A 19,066-nucleotide genomic window follows, 5' to 3' on the forward strand; every position below is an offset into this window, starting at 1 on the left:
CATGTAATTGTTACCACAATATGAATCGGGCTTTATTTTCTCCTGCAAAATTTTGCGCTCGAAATGCAAAAGACCCGCCGCTCCGGAAAGAGCGGCGGGTCCTGGATTCAAAACAGATCCTTTTTCTTCAGGATGATGCCGGTCACTACGATCACGCCCAGGGAGAGTACCAGCGGGAACCACCAGAACTGGTCCAGGGGCAGGTTCGCTACGTTCATGCCGTAGAAGCTGAAGAAAATGTTGGGGATGGTGAGCAGAATGGTGATGGAGGTCAGCACCTTCATGATCACGTTCAGGTTGTTGGAGATGACGGAGGCGAAGGCGTCCATCATGCCCGAGATGATGGAGGAGTAGATGTTGGCCATCTCGATGGCCTGGCGCACCTCGATGAGCACGTCCTCCAGCAGGTCATGGTCCTCCTCATAAAGGGTAATGATGCGGCCCCGGAGGATCTTCTCCAGGGTGACCTCATTGGCCTTCAGGGAGGTATTGAAGTAGACCAGCGATTTCTCCAGGTCCAGCAGCTGGATGAGCTCCTTGTTCCGCTGGGACTTGTAGAGCTGGCGCTCCATATAGTTGTAGATCTTGTCGATCTGCTTCAGGTACTGCAGGAAGCGCTTGGCCACCTGGAGCAGCATATACAGGATGAACTGGGTCCGCTTCTGGGTGTCGGCATTGCGCACCAGCCCGTCCTGGAAATCCTTCAGAATGGAGGTCTCCTTCAGGCAGACAGTGATGATGTGTTTCTCCGTCACGATGATACCCAGAGGCAGGGTGGAGTACACCACCGCGTCGTCCTTCTCCACCGAGGGGGCATCGATGATGATCAGGGTCTGGCCCTCTTCGGTGTCGATACGGGAGGTCTCCTCCTCGTCCAGGGCGGCCCGCAGGAAGGAGGGCTCCACACCCAGGGTCACGGCCACAGTATTGAGTTCATCCTCACTGGGATAGGTCAGGTTTACCCAGCAGCCGTCCTGAACGGAATCCAGCCGGGTCATTTTTCCATTGATGGTCTTATGGATCGAAAGCAATCAGATCACGCCTTTCCGGGCGCAGGGGCCAAAAAGGCATAAAAATCCCCGCACACCTATTGTCTCGTAGGTCCGCCCTTCCTATACAGGGGACCCCAAAAAGGGCACAGGCGTGCGGGTGCTTACCGGCAGAACCGGTCACACACGGAGCAGATACGCCGTGCCAGATTCGCTGCATTCTCGACTCAGAGGGTCACCGCTCACGGCGCATATCACTCCCTTAAAATGTGGTTTATTTTGCCAAAATGCCGGTTTTGCTCTCTTTCCGCACATTTTGGCCGCTCCTTATTATATGCCTTTTCCCGATGGATTGCAAGCCCGGAGAGAAGCAAAAAGGAGCCGCCGCAAAGCGGCGGCTCCTGAACGCTTACTCAGCGGTTCCGGTTAAAGATCTTGAAGATATCCTCAAAGGGATCGTCCTCAGCGGGAGCGGCAGGCTGGGCCTGGCCGTTGGCGGCAGGAGCCTGGGCCTGCTGCTGGGCGCCCGCCTTCTTCTCGGCCGCGGCGGTGAAGGGCTTGTTGGGCATGGCGCCCTCCAGCTCCTCAAAGCCGGTGGCGATGACGGTAACGCGGATCTCGTCCTCCAGGGTGTCGTCGAAGGCGGCACCGAAGATGATGAGGGCATCGGGATGGGCGGCCTGCTGCACCAGGTTGGCAGCGGTTTCCACTTCCTCCAGACCGATATCCACGGAGCCGGTGACGTTGACCAGAACGCCCTTGGCGCCGTTGATGGAGGTCTCCAGCAGGGGGCTGGAAATGGCCATCTTGGCGGCCTCCTCGGCCTTGTTCTTCCCAGCGGCCCGGCCAACACCCATGTGGGCCATGCCGGCATTCTGCATGACGGCGGTCACGTCGGCGAAGTCCAGGTTGATGAAGCCGGTATTCTTGATCAGGTCGGAGATGGACTGCACCGCCTGGCGCAGCACATCATCGGCGATCTCAAACGCATTCTGGAAGGTGATCTTCTGATCGGTGGCGAACTTCAGGCGCTCGTTGGGGATGATCACCAGGCTGTCCACCCGGGTGCGCAGCTCCTCGATACCCTTTTCCGCCTGCATCATACGGCGGCGGCCCTCAAAGTTGAAGGGCTTGGTGACCACACCAACAGTGAGGATGCCCATCTCCTTGGCGATGTCAGCCACGATGGGAGCCGCACCGGTGCCGGTGCCGCCGCCCATACCGGCGGTGATGAACACCATGTCGGCGTCCTCCAGGGCCTTGGAGACCGCGTTGCGGCTCTCCTCGGCGGACTTGCGGCCCACTTCGGGATCGCTGCCCGCACCCTGGCCGCCGGTGAGCTTCTCACCGATCTGAATCTTCAAAGTAGCGCTGGAAACGGCAAGCGCCTGCTTGTCCGTATTCACAGCGATAAAATCAACACCCTTTGTACCGGTCTTCACCATCCGGTTGACTACGTTGTTGCCGCCGCCGCCAACGCCGATCACCTTAATGGTAACGACATTATCCGGCCCGGTGTCCAGTCCAAACGCCATAACTGCTCCTCCTATGTAGAACGTATTCGTGAAAATAGCACGTAGAAAAGGAAGGCCCTCTTATCTTTGGTCCTCCTGCTGGGAAGATACTATATCTAGTTGATTTATTGTATCTCTCTTTTGCTTCGAGGTCAATAGTTCCCGCCGGATTTTAGCAAAGTTTTGGAACATGCGGGTGCCGAAAACCACCACTGCCGCAAGGTACAGCGGGATTCCCAATTTCTGGCCGAGCCAGGTGAGAAAAGCAGCAATGGCTGCGTTTCCAATGGTGCCCGAAAGGAATACGGACAGATGGAATTCCCCTTTGATCCGGGCGCAGTATCCGCCCAGGGCGGAGTCCAGAGCCGCCAGCAGTCCGGCGGCCACATACAGAGAATACTGGCTGGGAATGGTCCAGGGCACCAGGATGCCCATCACAACGCCTGCCAGCAGGCCGATCAGTTCCAGCATTTACTCTCCCCCCTCTTGCCGCTCCGCCGCATCGGACGTTACCGTATGGGCGTACTGGTAGTTGATGGTGCCATTGTACTTGGGGATGAGCAGCAGATCGCTGGCCGTCACCTGCACCGAGATCCCCCACTGGCTCAGCACATCCACCACGCCGTTGCGCATGGTGAGGGCGCTGTACAGGGTATCGGGATCGCCGATGGCGAAGATCACGTAGGGGGCGGCATACCGTCGGCCGTTCACCGTCACCACCGCGCCGGTGCAGCGGATCTCGCTGTTGGCCAGCAGCCGCTCACCGTTGAGGGAGATGGCCTCCGCTCCGGCGGAGCGCAGCTCGTTGACCACGGACAGAAGGTCATTGTCGTGGATCAGGTAATCGGCCTCGTCGCCGGTCACATTGGTCTGGGTGGAATCCTGCAGGATCACCGTCACGCCGGGGCCCTCCACGTCGGTACGTCCGGCGGCGATCTCCAGCTGCTCCACCTCTTTGCGCAGGGCCTCGCTGCCCTCGGTGCCCGAGGCGGCCTGGTCCCGGTAGATGCTCAGCTCATCCTGAAGCTGGGCCACCTGGTCCTCCAGGGCGTCGTTCTGCTTGGTCTGCTCGTTGTAGAGCTCCTGCAGGGTCTCAAGGCGGCTGGCATTGGTGGCGTCCGCCGCACCGGTGAGCTGTACGCTGCGCAGCTGGGCTGCCAGCAGATAGCCCACGATGATGCACACTACCACCACCGCAAACTCGCCTCTCTTGCGTCGTTTCTTCTCTGCCATGAAATTCTCCTTGTTGTTACTCCGCCTGCTCCGGTGCCTGCTCGGGCACCATGGGCGTATGGGAGGGGTCCGGGGATGCCGGGGTCTCCGAGGTTTCCGGCGCCGCCGTACTCTCATCGGTCACAGTTCCCTCTGTCTCCCCGCCGGAGGCCTCCGGCTGCTGGGTGGGCTCGGTGGGTTCAACGGGAGCCTCCACAGGGCTCCACCCCTCGGGCATCCAGCGCTCCGGCAGCAGATGGACCTCCCGGCTCTCGTAGTTGAGATCCAGGGTACCGGTGCGGGTGATGCCTCGCTCATCCATGGTATCCAGGGTACGCTTAAGCTCGTAGGTGGCGTCGTTAAAATCCCCGTTCATGGGGAACACCACCGTCAGGTTGGCGCCGTAGCCGAACCGGATCTCGTTGTCGGCGGTGAGATCAATGAAGGCGCTGAGGCTGCCTGTCATCACCCGGGCCTGGATGGCCTGGAGGAAGGCCTGGAGCCGCTCCAGCTTGGCTTGCTGCTCCGGGGCCACGGTCAGGGTATTGCCCACCGTGGGATTCTCCGGCGTGATGCCCAGCAGCTGGGGCTTGCCCTGGACCAGGGAGGCGTCTCCCACCTCCAGCACCTTGCAGTTGTTGTTAATGAGCCAGTAGGAGCCGCCGCTCTCCACCCAGGCCACACCGGTGCTCTCCGCCACCTCAAAGATGAGGGTGTCGGGCAGCTTGCGGCTGATGGTCACATCGTCCACATAGGGCAGCTGGGTAAGGATGCGGTCGGCGATTTGATACTTGTTCAGGGTAAACAGGTTGTCCCCATGCTCCACGCCGGCGGCGGCGATGATCTCCTCCTGGGTATAGCGTGAGTTGCCCGTCACAACCATGGTGTTCACCCGGAAAAAGATGATACAGCCAACCAAAATGGCGGCAAAGATGAGCAGAATGGACAGCAGCTTATAGAGGCCGCCAAAGCGCCCTCTGTTCCGCCGCCGTCCTCTTCTGTTCCGTCTTGCCGCCATTGCGTCGATCTCCTGTTCTTTTTTCTCTATCCTCGCATGGAATGGTTGAATCTTTGCTAAGAAATTCTTACGATTTTCTCAAACTTACCCTACATCCGCCGGATGCTGGCCCCCAGGCACTGCAAATCGTACTCCAGGGACTGATAGCCCCGGTCTATATGGTGCAGGCCGGTAACGGTGCTGGTCCCCTCGGCTCCCAGGGCGGCCACCACCAGGGCGGCCCCGCCCCGCAGGTCGGTGGCCATCACCGGCGCGCCGTGGAGCCGGGAGACGCCGTACACCACGGCCACCCGGCCTTCCACCCGGATATCCGCCCCCATGCGGATCAGCTCATCCACATGGCGGTAGCGGCTCTCAAACATGTTTTCCACAAAGACGGTGCAGCCGGTCCCCCCTGCCAGTGCCGCCATCAGAGGGGCCTGTGCATCGGTAGGAAAGCCGGGATAGGGGGCGGTGCGCACCGGGCGCACCCCTTTCAGGGGGCCCTCTGTCCGGAGAAAGATCCGGTCCGCGCCGCTGGCGACCTGACAGCCGGCCTCCTTCAGCACCGCCGTCACCGTGGACAGAGTGCGCCAGTCCACACCAGTGACCTCCACACTGCCCCCTGCCGCCGCAGCGGCGGTGAGGTAAGTAGCGGCCACGATCCGGTCCCCCATCACCCGGTAGGACCCACCGTGGAGCGGAATACCTCCCTCCACAGTGATGACCGAGCTGCCCGCCCCCCGGACATTGGCCCCCAGAGCCTGCAAAAAGCCCTGGAGATCCACGATCTCCGGTTCCCGGGCGGCGTTGGTAATGGTTGTGGTGCCCTGGGCACACACCGCCGCCAGCATGGCATTCTCGGTGGCCCCTACGCTGGGCAGGGAGAGCACGATGTCCGCGCCCCGGAGCTGTCCATGGCACAGCAGACTGCCGCCCTGCTCCTCCACCGTGCCCCCCAGGGCCCGGATGGCGGCCAGATGCAGATCAATGGGCCGGGGCCCCAGCTCGCAGCCGCCGGGGGCACACAGCCGTGCCTGTCCCATCCGTCCCAGGATGGCCCCCAGGAAGATAACGGAGGAGCGCATCTCCCGCATCAGCCGGTCGGGCACGTCAAACCGGGTGGGAGCGGACGCGTCCACCACCACCGCCTCCCCCTGCCGCTCCGCCCGGCAGCCCAGGTGGCGCAAAATGGCCAGGGAGGCCTCCACATCGGAGAGGCGGGGGCAATTCTGGATCACACAGGCCCCCGGGGCCAGTAAACAGGCCGCCAGAATGGGCAGCACGCTGTTTTTGGCTCCGTGGATCTGCACGGAGCCGTCCAGCGCCCGTCCGCCTTCTATCACATATGCACTCATAGCTTCCATCCTCCGCATTCAGGATTTATGTACGTCATCCTATGCGTTTGATGGAAGGCCGGTTCATTTTGCCCGCTTTTCCAGCAATTCCTTCAGGGTCTGGTAAATTTTCTCGGCCGCGTCGGGAGAGCCCATCTCCCGCAGGGCGCGGCCCATGTTCTCCCGGCGGTCCGGGTCGGCCAGCAGCTGGCCCACCAGTTCATGGAGCTTCTCACCGCTGGACTCGCTCTCAGGCAGCAGCACCGCACCGCCGGCGTTGGCCAGCACTCTGGCGTTTTGGGTCTGGTGGTCGGCCACCACATTGGGGGAGGGCACCAGCACCGCAGGCCGGGCAATGGCGGTAAGCTCTGCGATGGTGGAGGCACCCGCCCGGCAGAGCACCAGGTCGGCCGCCGCCATCACCAGAGGCATGTCGTAAATGTACTGCCGCACCTCCACACCAGGATACTGGGCCAGGTCGATGCCCTGCTCCTTCAGACCGGCCAGCACCTGCTCGTAGTTGCGGCCCGCACCGTGGATGTGCCGCCAGGGGGCGCCCGCCCGGCACTCCTGGACGATGCAGTCGGTGATCTGCTCGTTCATCACCTTGGCGCCCAAGCTGCCCCACACAGACACCACCAAGGGCCGGTCGTCGGTAAAGCCCAGCTTCTCCCGGGCCTCCTTCCGGTTGTAGCGGAAGAAATCCTCCCGCACCGGGGTACCGGTGACCACCACCTTGGAGGGGTCGTCGTAGTGGTTCCGGCTCTCCTCAAAGCCCACCATCACCACGTCCACCACCTTGGACAGGGTCTTGGTGGTCAGGCCGGGGACGGCGTTGGACTCGTGGACGGCGGTAGGAATGCCCCGGGCGGCCGCCGCGTTGACCACAGGGTAGGAGGCGTAGCCGCCGGTACCCACCACCAGGTCGGGCCGGAACCGGTCCAGAATGGCGTTGGCCTGCTTCTTGGACTTGTTCATATTCAGCAGGGTTTTCACGTTGTGGACGATGGCCGCCGGGGTGAGCGACCGCTGGAAATTGGTGATGGTCACCGTCTGGATCTCATAGCCCTCCTTGGGCACCAGGCGGGTCTCCATGCCGCCGTCGGCTCCCACAAAGAGCACCTGGCAGCCCGGATTGCGGGCCTGGAACATCTGGGCCAGGGCCACCGCCGGATTCACATGTCCCGCGGTGCCGCCGCAGGTAAAGAGGATTTTCATTTACCCATTTCCCTCCTGCATCACACTATTCTTGTTTGGGTGCGGGTATTTGTCGTGACACTGATAGTACCATGCCCATCTCGCCCAGCTGGATCATCAATGCCGTGCCGCCGTAGCTGAAGAAGGGCAGCGAGATACCGGTGGAGGGGATCAGGTTGGTAACCACGGCGATGTTCAGGAAGACCTGCACCGCCGTCAGGGTGGTGATACCCACCACCAGCAGGGAGCCGAACCGGTCCCGGGCATGGACGGCAATCCAGTAGCCCCGGATGATGAGCAGCACAAAGAGCAGGATGATGATCGCCGCCCCGATAAAGCCCAGCTCCTCACAGACGATGGAGAAGATGTAGTCGTTCTCCGACTCGGGCAGGTAGAGGAATTTCTGGCGGCTCTTGCCCAGGCCCACGCCCAGCAGGCCGCCGGAGCCGATGGCATACAGGGACTGGATGGTCTGGAAGCCGCTGCCCCGGCCGTTCATACCGTCGTTCCAGGGGTCCTTCCAGATGGCCAGACGGGTGGCCATGTAGCTGGTCTGGGTCATGATGAAGAACAGGCCGGCTGCCGCGGCGGTACCGCCGCCGATGAACCAGTACAGCCGGATGCCGGCGGCAAAGAGCACCGACGCGCCGCCCATCAGTACCAGAATGGTGCCGGACATGTGGGGCTCCATCAGCATGAGGATGGCCACCAGGCCCAGAACCACAAAGTACGGGATGGGCTCCAGCACGCCCTTCTCATCCAGCCAGGCATAGAGGCCGCTGAGGGGGTGCCGGGGAGGCAGCCGCTTGTGCTTTTGGGTGTTGCGCTTGGACAGGCGGGCGGCAAAATACATGATGACGCCCACCTTGGCGATCTCCGAGGGCTGGAAGCCGCCGATGATGGGCAGGCTGATCCAACGCTGGGCACCTACGGTACTCCGGCCATAGCCGAAGGGGATGACCAGCACCAGCAGGATGATGGAGATGGCCAGTACGAAGACGGACAGGCCGCGGAAGGTCTGGTAGTTGATCTTGGAGATCAGATACATGGCTGCCAGACCAACGCCGCCGAAGGTGGCCTGCTTGAAGAAGTAGTTGGTGGGGCTGAGCCCCTCGTTCATGGCGGTGGGATAGGAGGCGGAGAACACCATGATGACACCGATGACGGTCAAAATCACCACCAGCATCAGAAAGGGAATATCAATGGGGCCACGGGCCAGCTGCTGCATGACCGTCAGGTCCCGTCTGCGTTTTTTCATGGCAGCGTCACCTCCTTACCGGGTTATGCTCGTTCTCAGCGGTACATGACCCCCCAGAACGCCAGCACGCACATCACCAGGGTAATCCCGGTGAAGACACAGAACAGCTTCACCTCACTCCAGCCGCCCATCTCCAGGTGGTGATGGAGGGGAGCCATGCGGAAGATCCGCTTGCCGTGGGTGAGCTTGAAGTATCCAACCTGTATAATATCAGACATAGTCTCCGCAATGTAGATGATTCCCACCAGGATGAGCACCAGGGGGATATCCAGGGCAAAAGCCAGGCCGCATACCGCGCCGCCCAGGAAGAGGGAGCCGGTGTCGCCCATAAACACCTTGGCCGGGTGGAAGTTGTAGATCAAAAATCCGGCCAGGCCGCCCAGCAGGGCGGCGGAGAAGATGCCCAGCTCATAGTGACCCCACCAGCAGGCCACGGCGGTGAAAAAGAGCATCACCGGCATAGTGACGCCGCTGGCCAGGCCGTCGATGCCGTCGGTGATGTTGACGGCGTTGACGCAGCCCACCATCACAAAGGCGGCAAAGACCATGTACAGGGGCCAGGGCACCGACAGGGTCACATTGAAGAAGGGAATGTACAGATCAGGGGTCAGGTAGCCAAAATTGCGCATGAGCACGGTGAACAGGATGGCCGCCGCAAGCTGAAGGATAAACTTCTGGGGGGCGGTCAGGCCGGTGTTCTCATGCTTCTTTACCTTAAAATAGTCGTCAATGTAGCCGATCACGCCGAATACCAGGGCAAACACCAGAACAAAGCCGCCGCCGAATTTTCCGGCGGCAAAGTCCTGCCAGCTCAGGGCAGCCACCGCCACAAGGACGGCGATGATGAACATGAGTCCGCCCATGGTGGGGGTACCCTGTTTGGACATATGCCAGGTGGGGCCGATCTCCTTAATGGACTGGCCGGCCTTCATGCTCCGCAGCACGGGGATCAGGATCCGCCCCGCCAGGGCGGCCACCACGAACCCGATCAGGCAGCTGATGACGATCCTCAACATCTCTTTTGAACCTCCAAAGCCTCTTACAGCTCAATTTTTGTCCGAACAAATGGACCAACGTGGTATTTTATCACAGACTGTCCCGGGTTTCCACTCTAAAATGCAACAAACTTGCTCCCCGCTTTTGCAAAAAAGGCCGCCACTTCCTCCCGTTCGTCCAGGTGATGCTCCACTCCGTTGATCTCCTGGTAGGTCTCGTGGCCCTTGCCCGCCAGCACCACCGTGTCTCCCGTCCGGGCCAGGGAGAGGGCCAGGGCAATGGCGCGCCGTCGGTCGGGCTCCGCATGACACTGAGCCTGGGTGCCCTCCATACCCGCCAGGATATCCCGAATAATGGCCTCCGGCTCCTCGGTACGGGGATTGTCGGAGGTGACCACCGCCACGTCAGCCAGCTGTCCGGCAATGGCCCCCATCTGGGGCCGCTTGGACCGGTCCCGGTCGCCGCCGCAGCCGAAGAGGCAAATTACACGCCCTTTGGTAAAGTCACGGACGGTGGTAAGGATGTTTTCCAGGGCGTCCGGAGTGTGGGCGTAGTCGATGAGCACGGTGTAGTCCGCCGGAACGGGGACCACCTCAATGCGGCCCTTCACCCCCCTGGCCTTGGCCAGAGAGGATGCGATCTGTCCCAGGGGCAGCCCCAGGGTCAGGCCGCAGGCGATGACACCCAGGGCGTTGTAGATGGTGAACCCACCGGGGATAGGCAGGCGGACCCGGGCGATGGCATCCATGGTCACCGCCTCGAACTCCACCCGGTCTGGAAAGAGCCGGAGATTTTTGGCGGTCAGATCGGCCTCGTTCCGGCACTCAGAATAGGTAAAGGACGGACAGGGCACTGTCTGGGCATAGTACCGTCCCGCCTCGTCGTCCAGGTTAAGTACCGCCGTACCGCACTGGCGGAACAGCAGTCCCTTGGCCTGACGGTAGGCCTCCATGGTGCGGTGGAAATCCAGATGGTCCTGGGTCAGGTTGGTAAAGATACCGGCGGCAAAATGGATACCGTCCAGGCGGTGGAGAACCAGAGCGTGGGAGGAAGCCTCCATTACCACATGGCTGCATCCCGCATCCGCCATCTGCCGCAGCAGATGCTGCACCTCCCAGGATTCCGGGGTGGTGCGGTGGGCGGGCAGGATCTCTTCCCCGATCATATTCTGGTTGGTACCAATGAGGCCCACCTTGGCCCCCAGCACCCCCTCCAGCATGGCTTTGAGGAGGTAGGTGGTGGTGGTTTTACCGTTGGTGCCGGTGACCGCCAGCACCGTCAGTTCCTCCGCCGGATGGCCGAACCAGTTGGCGGAGGCCGCCGCCAGCGCCGCCCTGGGATCGGGAGTGGTCAGCCAGGGCCCCTCCCCCTCCGGGGGGCGGCGGCAGAGCACTGCCGCCGCCCCCCGTTCCAGAGCCGTTTGAATAAATTTGTGTCCGTCGGTCTTGTAGCCCGGCAGCGCCACAAAGAGACAGCCGGGGATCATCGTTCGGGTGTCGTAGCATACGCCGGTAATTTCCACGTCCTGGATGTCCCCAGACGTGATGGCCACGCCTGAGAGTACATCATTCAGCTTCATGCACACACCCCGCTTTCTGGTTGTTACAGGCCTGCGCCGCTGGCCGTGGAGTCGGTAAAGCGCACCTCAATGGTGGTACCCCGGTCCACACTGGTACCGGCGGCAATGGACTGGTCGTAGGCCACCAGGTTGGCACCATACTCAGTGGCGCCGGTGGCCTTCAGGTAGAGGCCCAGGGCCGACAGCTTCTGCTTGGCCTGATCCATACTCAGGCCGTCCAGGTTGGGTACCGTGACCTGATCGGTGGGTACCTCGGCCCCCATGTAGACCACCACTTCGCTGCCGCCGGGGATGGAGGCGCCGTTGGCCGGGATCTGGCCGGTGACGGTATCGCCGTCGCCCACCACCCGGATGGACAGATTGTTTTTCTTCAGGGCAGAAGTGGCATCCGCCAGATTGAGGCCGGTCAGGTTAGGCACCATCACGTCGGCAGTCTCGGAGTAGCTCTTCTCCACGCCCAGATAGTCCAGAATCTTCTCCAGCAGCTCACCGGCCTTGATGGCGGCCATGTTACCGCCGCTGATGTACCAGCCGTCCGCCGTGGTGTTGGCACCGGGGTAGGCGGGCTTTGGATTGTCGTAAGCCAGCAGGATGACCACCTGGGGATCGTCCGCCGGGGCAAAGCCCAGGAAGGAGACGATGGTGTGGTCGTCCTCGGTGGTCTCGGAGGAGCCGGTCTTGCCGCCGATGCGGTAGCCCTCCACGGCGGCGTTCTTACCGGTGCCGCCGTCCACCACCTTTTCCAGGATCGCACGGCAGCGCTCGCTGGTTTTCTCGCTGATGACCTGGCGTACCTCGGTGGGCTCGGTATGCTGGAGCACGTTGCCGTCAGCGTCGGTGATCTGGCTCACCACGTAGGGCTGCATCAGATGGCCGCCGTTGACCACGGAGGAGGCAGCGGTGATAAGCTGCAGGGGGGTGACCTGGAAGCGCTGACCAAAGGAGGCGGTAGCCAGGTTCACGTTGCTGAAGTTCTCCCGGCTCCAAATGATCTGGCCGCCGCCGGTAGGCTCGCCCTGCATGTCGATGTTGGTGGGCTCCAGGAAGCCGAAGTCCTCCAGATAATCGTAGAATTTCTCCGCACCCAGCTTCTGGCCGATGGCGATGAAGGCCGGGTTACAGGAGTTGGCCACAGCCTCGGCCAGCGTTTGATCCTTGTGTCCCGGTTTATAGGAACAGCTGATGGGTCTGGACCAGCCTTCCACCGTGGCGCTGCCGGAGCAGTAGAAGTGGTCGCTCTCGCTGACCACGCCCTCCTCCAGAGCGGCAGCCAGCACAATGGACTTAAAGGTAGAACCGGGCTCGTAGGACAGGCGCACGGCGCGGTTGGTCCACTGGGTGGTGAGGACCTCGGTCTCCGCCGCACTCACTGCCGCCTCATAGGCCTCGTCGGTGGAAGCGCCCTCTGCCAAGGCCTTCTCGTAAGCCTCCTCCTTGGTGTACTCCCCACTCTTGATATCCTCCAGGTACTGGAGAAGCACCGGGTCGCTGACGTCCCAGGGATCATTGGGATCAAAGCCAGGGGAGTTGGCCCAGCCCAGGATGGCGCCGGTGTTGGGGTCCATGGCGATACAGAAGCCGCCGTTCTGGACGTCGAACTGCTCCACGCCCTCCTGGAGGATGCTCTCACAGTAGGACTGGATGGTAGAATCAATGGTGAGGGTCAGATTGCTGCCGTCGGTGGCATCGTAGTAGTCCTCAAACCGGTAGAGCAGCTCGGTGCCCACGCCGTCCTTGGCGGTAACCACTCGGCCGGTCTGGCCGGAGAGGATGCTCTCAAACTGGGCCTCCAGGCCGTAGGCGCCCTGATTGTCCAGGTTGGGGTTGACCCAGCCGATCACCTGGGCGGCCAGGCTGCCCTTGGGGTAGTACCGCTTGCTGGTGGGCATCAGATAAATGCCGTGGGACAGGTGATTCTCGGTGATAAATTCCTGGACCGCCTCCGACTCCTCCGGCTCGATCTTCTTTTTGATGATCTCGTACTGGGAGTCTTTGTTCTGCAAATGATCCAGAATGTCATCCACTTCCAGATCCAGAATGGCCGCCAGGTTCTCGGCGATGAACTGGTCGGTGGGCTCCGGATAGTCGGGCAGCTTGCCGCCATTCTCCTGGGCATCTTCCACCTTCTCCTGGTAGGTCTCCAGGGTCTCCTGCAGGTCCCGGGGGGAGAGCTGCACATCATACACCGTGGCGCTCATGGCCAGCACTTCGCCCTTGCTGTCATAGATGGTGCCCCGGTTGGCGGTAACGGTGCTGTCCCGGGTCTGCTGCTTGACCGCCAGGTCCTGATAGTAGTCGTGCTGGCTGATCTGAAGCTGCCACAGCTTGACAAACAGTGGAATAAAGGCCACCAGGCCAAAAATCGCCATCAAAAACAGGCTGCGGACCAGAATGGTACGGTTGGCGCGCCGGTCCGGCCGCTGCCGGATCACTCGATTGCCCTTTTTTCTTTCTGCCATACGCGGCTCACCTCGCTTGGGAAAAAATAAACAGTTCGTATCCGGAGATACCGGACAATATCGCAGGAGGGCGTAAGAAAATCTCTTTTCTTACGCCCTCTCTTTACACTACTCTTTCCGGGGCAGCCGTATGGGCAGCCCGTTTCTGTCTCTATTGTCTGCCGATGCAGTATATGGCGCGGCTCATCTGAAATATTCCACGATCTCCGTGATAATGGACCGGACGCCCTCCACAGCTCCCTCCAGGCCGGTGGCTGTGTTCTCTTCCTCAAAGTAAGTAACGGTATCCGGCTCGGACAGGTCCACATAGATAACCTGGCCGTTCTGAGGCTTGACCATGCTGTTGTCAGCAGTCAGATTGCTCTCGATGGTGTCCAGATCGTAGGCCAGCTCGTACTGGGCCCGCAGCTTGGCCTCCTCGGTCTTGAGGCTGGTCAGGTCGGACCGCAGGCTCACCACCTGGTCGGAGATCACCGCCAACTGTACATAGCTGAACAGCAGCAGAACGGCGAAAACCGCCACCGCCAGGAAACCCACCACGGCGAAGGGGGAAACGGCTCCCGCCTCCCGCACACGGACCTTGGGGCGGACAACCGCGCGCTCTCTGGGGCGAACCAGCGGGCGGGGCTGAAGGACTTCCTCCTGCTGAAGCTGCCGTGCCGCAGAACCGTCATACACGTCAAAGGGGATGGTATCATATTTGGAATATCTTCTGCGCTTTACGGCAGTTGCCATGGCTGCTCCACTCCATTCTCATTCGTAAGTCTGCCGTTATCTCTCTCTCAGCTTTTCCGCCACCCGCAGCTTGGCGCTGCGGGCCCGGGGATTCTCTTCCAGCTCTTCGGAACCGGAGACAATGGGTTTCCGATTCACCAGCTTGATCTGAGGCTTTTTCCCGCACACACACACCGGGAAATCCGGCGGGCAGGTACAGCCCTTGGCGTATTCCGCCAGCCCGTTCTTGACAATGCGGTCCTCCAGCGAGTGGAAGGAGATGATCGCCAGCCGTCCGCCGGGATTGAGGCGGGGCACCGCCGAGCGCACCATCTTGTCCACTGAGCCCAGCTCGTCGTTGACCGCGATGCGGATGGCCTGGAAGGACCGCTTGGCCGGGTGCTGCTTCTCCCGCAGGGCAGCGGCCGGCATGGCGCTCTTGATGATGTCCACCAGCTCCAGGGTGGTCTCCACCGGCTTGTTCTCCCGGGCGCGGACAATGGCCCCGGCGATGGCGGAGGAATAGCGCTCCTCGCCGTACTGCCACAGGATGCGCCGCAGCTCCTCCTGAGGCCACTCGTTCACCACCGTGCGGGCGGTGAGGGCATCGGACTTGTCCATCCGCATGTCCAGCGGGGCGTCCGCCATGTAGGAGAAGCCTCGGGCGGCATCGTCCAACTGGGGGGAGGATACCCCCAGATCAAAAAGCATACCGTCCACACCGGACAGGCCCAGCCCGTCCAGAATGGCGTCCAGTTCACAGAAATTGCTGTGCACCAAAGTGACCCGCTCCATCCAGGGAGCCAGCCGCTCCTGAGCGGCGTCCAGGGCTGCCTGGTCCCGGTCCACACAGATCAGCCGGCCGGTGGTCAGCTTCTTTGCGATCTCCCGGCTGTGGCCCGCTCGGCCCAGGGTACCGTCCAGATAGATACCGTCCGACCGGATGTTCAGGGCCTCGATACATTCTGCCAGCAAAACCGGCTTGTGGGAAAAACCTGCTTCACTCATCTCAGAACCCCAACATCTCCATACAAGCGGACATCTTCTCCGGCGTCATCTCTTCCTCTTCCTGAGCCTGCCAGGCATCGGCGCTCCAGATCTCAGCCCGATCGTTGACGCCGATGATGACCACGTCCTTGCCCAGACCGGCGTATTTGCGCAGCTTCTGGGGTACCACGATACGGCCCTGACTGTCCAGCTCGCACTTGGCGGCGTTGGCAAAGAGGGGCCGCATGGCCTTGGACTGGCTCATGGGGAGAGAAGCAAACTTTTCTGTAAACCTGTCCCAGGTGGACTGGGGATAGATGGCCAGGCATGCGTCCACGCCCATGGCCAGATAGAAGGTAACCCCCAACTCCTCCCGGAGTTTTGCAGGAATGAACAGGCGTCCCTTGCCGTCGATGCTATGCTCGTAGGTGCCGGTCACGCCCTTCACTCCCCTCCACTTTGGTGGTTTTGAGCGGGGTTTTCCCCCATTTCGCTCCACCGTCCCCTTCAGTATAAATGGTCTGTAACGGAATTGCAATAGTTTTTTACTCTTTTTTAACCACAAAACTCCCGCATTTTCCTGTGAAACTCGTGCTTTTCTGCATCAAAAACAAATGTTCGAATTGTTTTCGTTTCCGTTCCGCAAAAAAAAGCACCATACCTGGTGGTATGGTGCTAAAAAAGTCACAATTTTATTGTGTTATGTAAATATGTTAAAAGCTCTTCCTGCCGCCGGATTTTCAGTTCCCGCCCGTGCTGTCCAGCTGCCAGGGAAACTCGCTGGCAAAGGAGACAAACACCCGACTGGCCTCGTTGGGGGAGTCGCTCCGCCACAGCAGGTCCAGGGAGATGGCGGGCGCTTCGGTCAGCGGGATGCACACCACGCCGGTGAGGCCCTGGAGAGGGGCAAAGGAGGACAGAAGGGACACACCCGCCCCGGCCTGGACCATCATGACCACGGTCTCCACATTGGGGTAGACCGCGGCCACCCGGGGCGTAAAGCCCGCCTCCCGGCACAGCCGCATGGCATGGTCGTGGGGGATGGAGGACTCGGCCTTGTCCAGGAAGAGAAAGGGATCGTCCTTCAGCTGGCTCAGGGAGATCCTGCGCTCCCCTGCCAGGGGATGCCCGGCGGGCAGTACGGCGGCCACCCGGTCCTCCCGCAGCACCCGCCGGGCGATGTGCTCCGGATAGGTTTCACAGGAGGAGAGCTTCAGCCCCACATCGCAGGCCCCCGACTCCACCGCATCATAGACCAGATTCCAGTTCAGCCGCTTGGTCTGGACACTGATCTGGGGATAGCGCTGGTGGAACTGGGACAGCAGATCGGGGATCCGATAGGCCGCCCCGATGCCCATAAAGGCCAGGGACAGACTGCCCGCCTCGGGGGTGGCCGCCGAGCGCACCTTGCGGTAAAGGTTCTCCTCCCCGTCAAAGATGCGGCGGCACTCGTCCCGCAGCACCTCCCCCGCCTGGGTCAGCAGCAGGTTGCGGTTGGTGCGAATGAAGAGGGGTACCCCAAAGTCCCGCTCCAGGTCGGCAATGTGCTTGCTGAGGGCGGGCTGGCTGATGTAGAGGTTTTGGGCGGCGCGGGTCAGGTTCAGCGTACAGCTGACCTCATAAAAATAGCGCAGCTTGTTGTAGTTCAAGCAGGGCTCCTTTCCAGATATCACTTAAAGTTATGACAGACATAATTATAATGTATTTTGTACCACTGTCAAGAGATGTTACAATTCCAAACAAGCAATAGTTCACAAAAAATAACATCAGGAAGGAGTATCCACATGAATCCCTATCCCCATGTATTCTCCCCTCTGACCATCCGAGGCAAGACCTACAAAAACCGGCTGATCGCCGCCCCCACCATGTTCGCCCACTCCATTTTCACCATCCCTGAAATGAAGGAAAATGTCTACCGCATGGTGGAGGACCGGGCCAAGGGCGGCTTTGCCTGCGTGTCCACCGGTGAGCACCCGGTCAACGCCGAGGAGGGCACCGCCCTGTTCTACGTACATCCCATGGACTTCACCAAGTATGAGGGCCCCGACTTTGAGGCCATGAAGGAGTACGCCGACCGCATTAAGAAGCACGGGGCTCTGTGCTACCTGGAGTTCTGCCATGAGGGCGCCCGGGCTGAGCACAATCCGCCCTACAGCCCCTGGGGCCCCGACGCCTACGTCCGGGAGGACGGCGTGGAGGTCAAGGCCCTGGATCGGCCCATGATGGAGAAGATCTGCAAGGACTACTACAACATCGCCCGGTACGCCCGGGAGTGCGGCTTTGACGGCGTGCTGGTCCACGGCGGCCACGGCTTCAACATGCAGCAGTTCATCTCCCCCTGGACCAACCACCGCACCGACGAATTCGGCGGCTCCATGGAGAACCGGGCCCGCTTCCCCATCATGCTGCTGGACGCCGTCCGGGAGGGTATCAGGGAGGACATGGTGCTGGAGCTGCGCTTCTCCGCCGAGGACGGCGTGCCCGGCGGCATGACCATTGAGGACACCGTGGAGTTCTGCAAGTGCATCGACGGCAAGGCGGACATCATCCACATCTCCAACGGCCTCAAGTGGGCGGGCAGCCAGACCCACACCTTTACCTCCTTCCTGGAGCCCCACGGCTACAACGTGGAGTTCGCCGCCAAGGTGAAGGCGGCGGTCACCAAGTCCAAGGTGGCGGTCATCGGCGGCTTCAACAGCCCCGAACTGTGCGAGCAGGTGCTGGCCGAGGGCAAGGCCGACTTCATCGAGCTGGGCCGCCAGGGCTTTGCCGACCCCGAGTTCCCCAACAAGGCCCTCAACGGCCAGGCCGACCACATCCGCCGGTGCGTGCGCTGCTTCCAGTGCTATCCCGGCTTCTGCGAGCACAAGACCGACGTGCCCCTGTGGGAGAAGGGTATGACCAAGGAGCAGGTGGATGAAATCTACTCCCCCGCCTCCATGGGCCGCTGCGCCATCAATCCCAACACCGGTTTCCTCTTCCACCCCGAGCAGATGCCCAAGCCCCAGGCCAGCCGGAAGGTGCTCATCGTGGGCGGCGGCCCCGGCGGACTTCAGGCCGCCATCACCTGCGCCCAGCGGGGCCACAAGGCGGTGCTGGTGGAGCAGACCGGTGTGCTGGGCGGCACCATGAACTTCACCGACACCGACGGCGACAAGGAGGATCTGCGCAACTTCAAGAATCTGCTGATCCTGGAGGCCAAGGAGGCCGGCACCGATATCCGGCTCAACACCACCGTGACCCAGGCGCTGCTGGATGAGGTCAAGCCCGACGTGATCCTCATCGCCGTGGGCGGCCACCCCTTCACGCCCCCCATTCCTGGCATCGAGAGCGCCATGGACGCCCTGTCGGTCTACCACAACATGGACAAGATCGGCCACAAGGTGGTGCTGGTGGGCGGCGGCCTGGTGGGCTGTGAGGTGGGCCTCCACCTGGCCTCTGCCGGTCATGACGTCACCGTGGTGGAGATGCAGAAGATGATGGCCGCCGAGACCTTCGGCTACTACCGCAACGCGCTGCTGGAGACTATGGACCAGCGGGGCATCCACCAGCTGCTGGGCGCCAAGTGCCTGGGCTTTGAGGGCGGTGGCGTACGGGTGGAGGTGGACGGCCAGGAGCGCTTCCTAAACGCCGACACCTGCGTCTACTCCATGGGCATGAAGCCCAACAGCGACGCCGTGGAGGCTATCAAGGCTCTGGCCGGCAGCATCCCGGTGCGTACCCTGGGCGACTGCGACCACGTGGCCAAGATGGGCGACGCGGTGCGGGCAGGCCACATGGCCGCACTGGAGATCCTGTAACCCCTGTTTTTGCAAAAAAGATCCCCT

At 61.4% G+C, this 19,066-nt stretch carries 16 protein-coding genes; 1 reads left to right on the top strand and 15 read right to left on the bottom strand.

Annotated elements, in window-relative coordinates; translation table 11 throughout:
- Nucleotides 1–107: 107 nt before the first annotated feature.
- From J9789_RS06975 to J9789_RS07045, 15 genes are all read right to left on the bottom strand, one after another.
- Nucleotides 108–1,031 (bottom strand): magnesium transporter CorA family protein, encoded by a 924-nt coding sequence (locus J9789_RS06975; protein ID WP_209343957.1) that lies wholly within the window; start codon nucleotides 1,029–1,031, stop codon nucleotides 108–110.
- 371 nt (nucleotides 1,032–1,402) lie between these two features.
- Nucleotides 1,403–2,524: a cell division protein FtsZ gene (gene ftsZ, locus J9789_RS06980; protein WP_209343959.1), complete on the bottom strand. Its 1,122-nt coding sequence runs from the start codon at nucleotides 2,522–2,524 to the stop codon at nucleotides 1,403–1,405.
- Nucleotides 2,525–2,584: 60 nt separating this feature from the next.
- Nucleotides 2,585–2,974 (bottom strand): small basic family protein, encoded by a 390-nt coding sequence (locus J9789_RS06985; protein WP_209343961.1) that lies wholly within the window; start codon nucleotides 2,972–2,974, stop codon nucleotides 2,585–2,587.
- Entirely contained in the window at nucleotides 2,975–3,736 is a 762-nt protein-coding gene (locus J9789_RS06990) for a DUF881 domain-containing protein (protein WP_209343963.1), read from the bottom strand.
- A 16-nt stretch (nucleotides 3,737–3,752) separates the two neighbouring features.
- Nucleotides 3,753–4,733, bottom strand: coding sequence for an FtsQ-type POTRA domain-containing protein (locus J9789_RS06995; protein WP_209343965.1), 981 nt, complete (start codon nucleotides 4,731–4,733; stop codon nucleotides 3,753–3,755).
- Between the two features lie 89 nt (nucleotides 4,734–4,822).
- Complete coding sequence (murA, locus tag J9789_RS07000; RefSeq protein ID WP_209343967.1) at nucleotides 4,823–6,070, bottom strand: UDP-N-acetylglucosamine 1-carboxyvinyltransferase; 1,248 nt, start codon at nucleotides 6,068–6,070, stop codon at nucleotides 4,823–4,825.
- Nucleotides 6,071–6,133: 63 nt separating this feature from the next.
- Complete coding sequence (gene murG / locus J9789_RS07005; RefSeq protein WP_209343969.1) at nucleotides 6,134–7,267, bottom strand: undecaprenyldiphospho-muramoylpentapeptide beta-N-acetylglucosaminyltransferase; 1,134 nt, start codon at nucleotides 7,265–7,267, stop codon at nucleotides 6,134–6,136.
- A gap of 25 nt (nucleotides 7,268–7,292) precedes the next feature.
- Complete coding sequence (locus tag J9789_RS07010) at nucleotides 7,293–8,504, bottom strand: putative peptidoglycan glycosyltransferase FtsW (protein WP_245185141.1); 1,212 nt, start codon at nucleotides 8,502–8,504, stop codon at nucleotides 7,293–7,295.
- Nucleotides 8,505–8,539: 35 nt separating this feature from the next.
- Entirely contained in the window at nucleotides 8,540–9,520 is a 981-nt protein-coding gene (gene mraY, locus J9789_RS07015; RefSeq protein WP_209343971.1) for a phospho-N-acetylmuramoyl-pentapeptide-transferase, read from the bottom strand.
- 95 nt (nucleotides 9,521–9,615) lie between these two features.
- A complete protein-coding gene (locus J9789_RS07020) occupies nucleotides 9,616–11,079 on the bottom strand; it encodes a UDP-N-acetylmuramoyl-L-alanyl-D-glutamate--2,6-diaminopimelate ligase (RefSeq protein WP_209343973.1) in 1,464 nt (487 codons plus the stop codon).
- Nucleotides 11,080–11,102: 23 nt separating this feature from the next.
- Nucleotides 11,103–13,538: a penicillin-binding transpeptidase domain-containing protein gene (locus J9789_RS07025; protein ID WP_209343975.1), complete on the bottom strand. Its 2,436-nt coding sequence runs from the start codon at nucleotides 13,536–13,538 to the stop codon at nucleotides 11,103–11,105.
- Between the two features lie 183 nt (nucleotides 13,539–13,721).
- Nucleotides 13,722–14,273 carry a hypothetical protein gene (locus tag J9789_RS07030; protein WP_209343977.1) on the bottom strand — a complete coding sequence of 184 codons (552 nt, stop codon included), beginning with the start codon at nucleotides 14,271–14,273 and terminating at the stop codon, nucleotides 13,722–13,724.
- Nucleotides 14,274–14,309: 36 nt separating this feature from the next.
- Nucleotides 14,310–15,260: a 16S rRNA (cytosine(1402)-N(4))-methyltransferase RsmH gene (rsmH, locus tag J9789_RS07035; RefSeq protein ID WP_209343979.1), complete on the bottom strand. Its 951-nt coding sequence runs from the start codon at nucleotides 15,258–15,260 to the stop codon at nucleotides 14,310–14,312.
- A 1-nt stretch (nucleotide 15,261) separates the two neighbouring features.
- On the bottom strand, nucleotides 15,262–15,678 hold the full coding sequence (mraZ, locus tag J9789_RS07040) for a division/cell wall cluster transcriptional repressor MraZ (RefSeq protein ID WP_209343981.1): 417 nt from the start codon (nucleotides 15,676–15,678) through the stop codon (nucleotides 15,262–15,264).
- Nucleotides 15,679–15,979: 301 nt separating this feature from the next.
- A complete protein-coding gene (locus tag J9789_RS07045; protein WP_209343984.1) occupies nucleotides 15,980–16,888 on the bottom strand; it encodes a LysR substrate-binding domain-containing protein in 909 nt (302 codons plus the stop codon).
- Nucleotides 16,889–17,023: 135 nt separating this feature from the next.
- Here J9789_RS07045 and J9789_RS07050 point away from each other — a divergent pair, with 135 nt between their 5' ends.
- Entirely contained in the window at nucleotides 17,024–19,039 is a 2,016-nt protein-coding gene (locus J9789_RS07050) for an FAD-dependent oxidoreductase (RefSeq protein ID WP_209343986.1), read from the top strand.
- The last annotated feature ends 27 nt before the right edge of the window (nucleotides 19,040–19,066 follow it).

It is taken from the genome of Flavonifractor sp. AGMB03687 (genome assembly GCF_017811815.1).
Taxonomy (GTDB): Bacteria; Bacillota; Clostridia; order Oscillospirales; family Oscillospiraceae; genus Flavonifractor.

Coding starts and splice junctions, on each gene's coding strand:
- rsmH (WP_209343979.1), bottom strand. CDS start 15,260: ATGAGTGAAGCAGGTTTTTCCCACAAGCCGGTTTTGCTGGCAGAATGT.
- murA (WP_209343967.1), bottom strand. CDS start 6,070: ATGAGTGCATATGTGATAGAAGGCGGACGGGCGCTGGACGGCTCCGTG.
- J9789_RS07010 (WP_245185141.1), bottom strand. CDS start 8,504: ATGAAAAAACGCAGACGGGACCTGACGGTCATGCAGCAGCTGGCCCGT.
- J9789_RS07030 (WP_209343977.1), bottom strand. CDS start 14,273: ATGGCAACTGCCGTAAAGCGCAGAAGATATTCCAAATATGATACCATC.
- J9789_RS07020 (WP_209343973.1), bottom strand. CDS start 11,079: ATGAAGCTGAATGATGTACTCTCAGGCGTGGCCATCACGTCTGGGGAC.
- J9789_RS06985 (WP_209343961.1), bottom strand. CDS start 2,974: ATGCTGGAACTGATCGGCCTGCTGGCAGGCGTTGTGATGGGCATCCTG.
- murG (WP_209343969.1), bottom strand. CDS start 7,267: ATGAAAATCCTCTTTACCTGCGGCGGCACCGCGGGACATGTGAATCCG.
- mraY (WP_209343971.1), bottom strand. CDS start 9,520: ATGTTGAGGATCGTCATCAGCTGCCTGATCGGGTTCGTGGTGGCCGCC.
- J9789_RS07025 (WP_209343975.1), bottom strand. CDS start 13,538: ATGGCAGAAAGAAAAAAGGGCAATCGAGTGATCCGGCAGCGGCCGGAC.
- J9789_RS06995 (WP_209343965.1), bottom strand. CDS start 4,733: ATGGCGGCAAGACGGAACAGAAGAGGACGGCGGCGGAACAGAGGGCGC.
- ftsZ (WP_209343959.1), bottom strand. CDS start 2,524: ATGGCGTTTGGACTGGACACCGGGCCGGATAATGTCGTTACCATTAAG.
- J9789_RS07050 (WP_209343986.1), top strand. CDS start 17,024: ATGAATCCCTATCCCCATGTATTCTCCCCTCTGACCATCCGAGGCAAG.
- J9789_RS06990 (WP_209343963.1), bottom strand. CDS start 3,736: ATGGCAGAGAAGAAACGACGCAAGAGAGGCGAGTTTGCGGTGGTGGTA.